The organism is Promicromonospora kroppenstedtii DSM 19349 (assembly GCF_000515355.1).
Taxonomy (GTDB): domain Bacteria; phylum Actinomycetota; class Actinomycetes; order Actinomycetales; family Cellulomonadaceae; genus Promicromonospora; species Promicromonospora kroppenstedtii.
The window spans coordinates 1-5,322 of record NZ_KI911585.1 but is presented as its reverse complement, the minus strand read 5'-3'; the positions used below and the strand labels follow the sequence as shown (position 1 = coordinate 5,322).

Annotated in this window: 6 protein-coding genes; 2 read left to right on the top strand and 4 right to left on the bottom strand. The window is 72.8% G+C overall.

Annotated features, from left to right (window positions below; all coding sequences use genetic code 11):
* From PROKR_RS38125 to PROKR_RS02590, 4 genes are all read right to left on the bottom strand, one after another.
* The coding region (locus PROKR_RS38125) for an SDR family NAD(P)-dependent oxidoreductase (protein WP_036959364.1) at positions 1 to 147 on the bottom strand (147 nt) is incomplete at its 3' end.
* 23 nt (positions 148 to 170) lie between these two features.
* Entirely contained in the window at positions 171 to 1,673 is a 1,503-nt protein-coding gene (locus PROKR_RS02600) for a tripartite tricarboxylate transporter permease (protein ID WP_036959363.1), read from the bottom strand.
* Positions 1,666 to 2,256 (bottom strand): tripartite tricarboxylate transporter TctB family protein, encoded by a 591-nt coding sequence (locus PROKR_RS02595; RefSeq protein WP_036959362.1) that lies wholly within the window; start codon positions 2,254 to 2,256, stop codon positions 1,666 to 1,668. The genes PROKR_RS02600 and PROKR_RS02595 overlap by 8 nt, the downstream gene beginning before the upstream one ends.
* The gene (locus PROKR_RS02590) at positions 2,253 to 3,254 is read right to left on the bottom strand and encodes a Bug family tripartite tricarboxylate transporter substrate binding protein (RefSeq protein ID WP_036959361.1); all 1,002 of its coding nucleotides are present in this window, start codon (positions 3,252 to 3,254) and stop codon (positions 2,253 to 2,255) included. Before PROKR_RS02590 ends, PROKR_RS02595 begins: the two co-directional genes overlap by 4 nt.
* 184 nt (positions 3,255 to 3,438) lie before the next feature.
* Between PROKR_RS02590 and PROKR_RS02585 the strand changes: the two genes are divergently transcribed.
* Together PROKR_RS02585 and PROKR_RS37805 are read left to right on the top strand one after the other, a co-directional pair.
* A complete protein-coding gene (locus PROKR_RS02585) occupies positions 3,439 to 4,770 on the top strand; it encodes a sensor histidine kinase (protein ID WP_157601843.1) in 1,332 nt (443 codons plus the stop codon).
* A partial coding sequence (locus PROKR_RS37805; RefSeq protein ID WP_036959360.1) for a response regulator occupies positions 4,767 to 5,322 on the top strand: 556 nt, incomplete at its 3' end. The genes PROKR_RS02585 and PROKR_RS37805, both read left to right, overlap by 4 nt.

The window sequence follows — 5,322 nt, the reverse complement described above, 5'->3', positions numbered from 1 at the left end:
GGTGGCGGCGCGGAGCTGCGCGGCGACCTCCTCGAGCCGTGCGGCGTCCCGGGCGACCAGCACCAGGTCGTGCCGGTCGGCGGCGAGCTGCCGCGCGAACTCCAGGCCGAGGCCCGCGGTCCCGCCGGTGATCAGTGCTGTGCTCATGCGGACGAGCCTAGCCAGTGCGTCTAGGCCTCCTCCGCCCGCTCGCGGCGCTTGAGCCAGATGCCCACGGCCAGGAGCACGATGATCGCCGCGTACGCGGTCGCGGCGAACGGGCTGGTCACGAGGTAGGACAGGTCGCCCTGGCTGATCGCGAGGGAGCGGCGCAACCGGTCCTCCGCCATCGGGCCCAGGATCATGCCGACCACGAGCGGCGCCACGGGGTACCCGTAGCGGCGCATGAAGAACCCGATCAGGCCGATGAGCACCAGGAGCAGCACGTCCACGGGCGCGAAGTTCAGCGCGTACGAGCCCAGCGCGCCGAACAGGAGGATGCCCGCGTACAGATAGTGCCGCGGGATGCGCAGCACCTTGACCCACATGCCCACCAGCGGCAGGTTCAGCACGACGAGCATGAGGTTGCCGACGTACAGGCTGGCGATGAGGGCCCACACCAGGGAGGACTCGTTCTGCAGCAGCATCGGGCCCGGCTGGATGCCGTAGGACTGGAACGCGACGATGATGATCGCCGCCGTCGCCGTCGTGGGCAGGCCCAGGGTGAGCAGCGGGACGAGCACGCCCGACGCCGCCGCGTTGTTCGCGGCCTCCGGGCCGGCCACGCCCTCGATCGCGCCCTTGCCGAACTGCTTGCGCCGGGGGCCGGCGAGCCGCCGCTCGGCGGCGTAGGACAGGAAGGTCGCGACGTCGGCGCCGCCCGCCGGGATGGTGCCGACGGGGAACCCGATGGCGGCGCCGCGCAGCCACGGCTTCCAGGAGCGGCGCCAGTCGTCGCGCTTCATCCAGGTGCGCCAGCCCTTCTCGACCGGGATGACCCTGATCGGTCCGTGGCGCATGCGTGAGCCCACGTACACCGCCTCACCGACGGCGAACAGGCCGACGGCGACCACGACCACGTCGATCCCGTCGGCGAGGTTGGGCACGCCGAACGTGAAGCGCTGCTGGCCGGTCAGCGTATCGGTGCCGATCAGCCCGAGGAACAGGCCGAGCGAGAGCGAGGCGAGGCCGCGCGGCACGGAGCTCCCGAGCAGGGCGCCCACGGTGACGAAGGCGACCACCATGAGGGCGAAGTAGTCGGGCTCGCCGAGCTGCACGGCCCAGCCGGCCACCACGGGAGCCAGGAACGTCAGCGCCACGGTGGCGATCGAGCCCGCCACGAACGAGCCGATGGCGGCGGTGGCGAGCGCGGCGGCGCCGCGTCCGGCGCGCGCCATCCTGTTGCCCTCGATCGCGGTCACGATCGACGCGGACTCGCCGGGGGTGTTGAGCAGGATCGACGTCGTCGACCCGCCGTACATGCCGCCGTAGTAGATGCCGGCGAAGACGATGATCGCCGCCGTCGGCTCCAGCGAGTAGGTCAGCGGCAGGAGCAGGGCGATGGTCATGGCCGGGCCGATGCCCGGCAGCACGCCGACCGCGGTACCGACGAACACGCCGAACAGCGCGTACAGCAGGTACATCGGGTGCAGCACGGTGGCGAAGCCCTCGATCAGGGCGGAGAAGTTATCCACGGAGGAACGGCACCCCTTCCAGCAGCGGACCGGCCGGGAGCGAGAGCCCCAGCAGCCCGCCGAAGATCACTTGGATGACCAGGCCCAGCACGAGCCCGGCCAGGGCGGCGCGCCACCAGGGCCGGGCGCCCAGCACGACGGCGGCGCCGCCGAACAGCAGGGCGGCGGCGAACGGCCAGCCCACGGCGTTGATGGCGAACACGTGCACCACCAGGATCACGACCAGCAGCACCACGGTGAGCCAGTCGGTGCGGACCGAGGGGTCGACGTCCTCGCCGCCCTCCTCCTGACCGGTCCGGCCGCTCAGGATCAGCACGACGAGCACGACCCCGGCCGCGACGAGCATGCCGCCCACCAGGTAGGGGAAGGCCCGGGGGCCGAGGGTGTTGCTCGAGCCCGGGACGGTGATGCTCCCGGCGGCCACCAGCACGTACACGCCGAGCGCGGTGGTGGCCAGGGCGAGCACGAGCTCGCCCCACCGGCGCGGCGGCGGTTCGACGGCGCCCGGCGGCGGAGGTGCGTCCTCCGCCGTCGGGCCACCGGGCGGAACGGGCGCGTCAGGCGCCATGTCGTCGCTGGTCACCTGACGAGCCCGATGTCCTTGAGCACCGTCTGGATCTCGGCGATGTTGCCGTCGAGGTAGGTGTCGAACTCGTCCCCGGCGAGGAAGGCGTCGTCCCAGGCCTTCTCCTCGAGCGTGGCCTGCCAGGCGTCGGACTCGGCGAGCTCGGTGACGGCGCTGGTCAGCGCCTCCTTCTCGGCGTCGTCGATCGAGCCCGGGGCGACCACGCCGCGCCAGTTGGTCAGGACGACGTCGTAGCCGGCCTCGGTGAGGGTCGGGGTGTCCGGGAGCGCGTCGACGCGCTCGGCGCCGGAGACCGCGAGCGCCCGGAGCTTGCCGGCCTGGACCTGCTCGGCGTACTCGCTGACGCCGGAGATGCCGGCACTGACGTTGTTGCCGAGCAGCGCCGCCAGTGACTCGCCGCCGCCGGAGTACGCGATGTAGTTGAGGCTGCTCGCGATGTTGCCCGACGGCATGCCCGAGGCCTGGAGCAGCATGCCGGCGAGGATGTGGTCGGTGCCGCCGGCCGAGCCGCCGGTGATGGCGACTTCCTTGCCGTTCTCGTTGATGTCGTCGACGAGGTCGTCGATCGTCTGGTACTCCGACTCCGCCGGCACCACGATGACCTCCTGCTCCTCGGTGAGGCGCGCGATCGGGGTGGTCTGCTCGATCCGGGCCTGGGCCTCGTTGGTCTCGACCGCGCCCACCATGACCAGGCCCATCACCAGCAGGGTGTTCGGGTCGGTCTCGGTCGCGATCTTCGCCAGGCCCACGGTGCCGCCCGCACCGTCGACGTTGGTGACGGTGGCGGAGCCGACCAGCCCCTCCTCCTGCAGGTCGGCCTGCATGGCGCGGCCGGTCTGGTCCCAGCCGCCGCCGGGACCGGCGGGGACCACGATGCTGAGCTCGTCGATGGCGGCGTCGCCTCCGCCGCCGCCCGACTCCAGCATCGAACAGCCCGTGAGGGCCAGGGCCAGGACGATTCCGACGGGGGCAGCCCCGGACCGGATGATGCGCATGTCTCCTCCTTGAGCGGATGCGGGTACCGGAGCCGACCGCTTCGGCGGCTCTCGGACCACTTCGGCGAGAGCGTAGGGAGGGCGGGTCGTGGGGCCCCGGTTCTGGTCGCAAGAAAGGTTGTGGTCGTTTCGGTCACGCCGGGCGGCTACCGCGCGGGCTGTGACCCGGTGCACACTTGCGTCCGTGAAGAGAGCGATGACGCTCCGGGCGCAGCTTCTGGTGCTGCAGGTCGTCGTCGTGCTCGTGCTCGTGTGCGCGACCGGGCTGGTGGCCTCCGCCCTGCAGGAACGACAGCTTCGTGAGGCGTACGTGGACCGGATGGCCGGGGTCGCGCAGTCCGTGGCGCGTCTGCCCGCCATCCACGACGCGTTCGACGACGAGGACCCGTCCGCGACCATCCAGCCGATCGCCGAGGTGATCCGCGAGGCGTCGCAGGTCACCTACGTCGTGGTCACCGACGAGAACGGCGTGCGCTACTCCCACCCCGACCCCGACCAGATCGGGCAGCGCGTGTCGACCGACCCGTCCGTGCCGCTGTCCGGCCGGGTGTGGACGGGCACGCAGACCGGCACGCTCGGCACGTCGTGGCGCGTCAAGGTGCCCGTGTTCGGCGACGCCGCCGACGACTCCTCGCCCGCCCCCGTGATCGGCACCGCCAGCGTGGGAATCCTGGAGTCCGAGCTGCGGGCCGACCTGGACGACGACCGGGGCTGGCTGCTCGGCACGCTGGGCGCCGCCGCCGTGGTGGGGGCGTTCTGCGCGGCCTGGGTGACGCGGCTGGTGCGCCGGCGGATCTACCTGCTGGAGCCCGACGACATCGCGACGCTGCTGGAGACCCGGGGCCTCGCGGACGCCCTGCGTTCCCAGTCGCACGAGTTCGCCAACACCGTGCATGTCATCTCGGGGCTGCTGGAACTGGGCCGCACGGAGGAGGCGGTCGCCTTCATCGAACGGTCGGGTTACGGAGGGCTGCTCACCGCGTCCGCCGTCGCGCCGGGCGTGCGGTCCCCCGAGATCGCGGCGCTGCTCCTGGTCAAGGCGATCACGGCGCGGGAGCGGGGCGCGACCCTCGACGTCTCCGAGGACTCGGTGCTGGACGCGCCGGCCGGCCCCGACGACTCGTCGCTGCACACCGACGCCCTGGTGGTGCTCGGCAACCTGATCGACAACGCGGTGGACGCGGCGCGGCCCGAGGGCCGTGTCCGGGTGACGCTCCACGTCGAGGGCCCACACCTGGTGCTCCAGGTGGACGACGACGGCCCGGGCATCCCGGCACAGCTGCACCACCAGGTGTTCAAGGCCGGGTTCTCCACCAAGGTCCCGGCCGACCGGGAGCACAGTCGCGGGATCGGCCTGGCCCTGGTCCGGCGGGTCGTGGACCGGCGGGACGGCGAGGTGGTGATCGGTACCGGCGACCTCGGCGGGGCGCGCGTGCGGGTCGAGCTGCCGGTGCCGGTCGCCGTCGAGCGGGTGAGGGCCGGTGCTGTTGCGGGCGCGGCGGAGGGGAAGTCGTGACCGGGCGGGCGCGGACGCTGGTGGTCGAGGACGATCCGGTCGTCGCGACCGTGCACCGCGGCTTCGTGGAGAGCCACCCCCGGTTCGTGGTCGTCGGCGAGGCGCGGACCGGCGCGGACGCGCTGCGCCTCGCGGTCGCGCTGCGTCCCGACCTGGTGCTGCTCGACCTGCACCTGCCCGACTTCGGCGGTCTCGACGTGCTACGGAAGCTGCGGCACCTACCCGGACCCCCTGTCGACGTGGTCGCCACCACCGCCGCACGTGAGCTCGGCACCGTGCGGCAGGCCATGGCTGGCGGCGTGGTGGCCTACCTGGTCAAGCCCTTCACGTCGGCAGCCCTGCGGGAGCGGCTCGACGAGGTGTGGCAGCGCCGCGAGGACGTGCGCCGCGCCCAGGACACGCTCGACCAGGACGAGGTGGACCAGCTCCTGGCGGGACCGCGCTCCGCCGTCGGCCGGCTGCCCAAGGGACTGTCGGGCCGGAGCCGGGACCTGGTGCGGGACGCGCTGGCGGGGCTGTGCGGGGTGGGCGGTGCGGCCGGTGCGGCCGGTG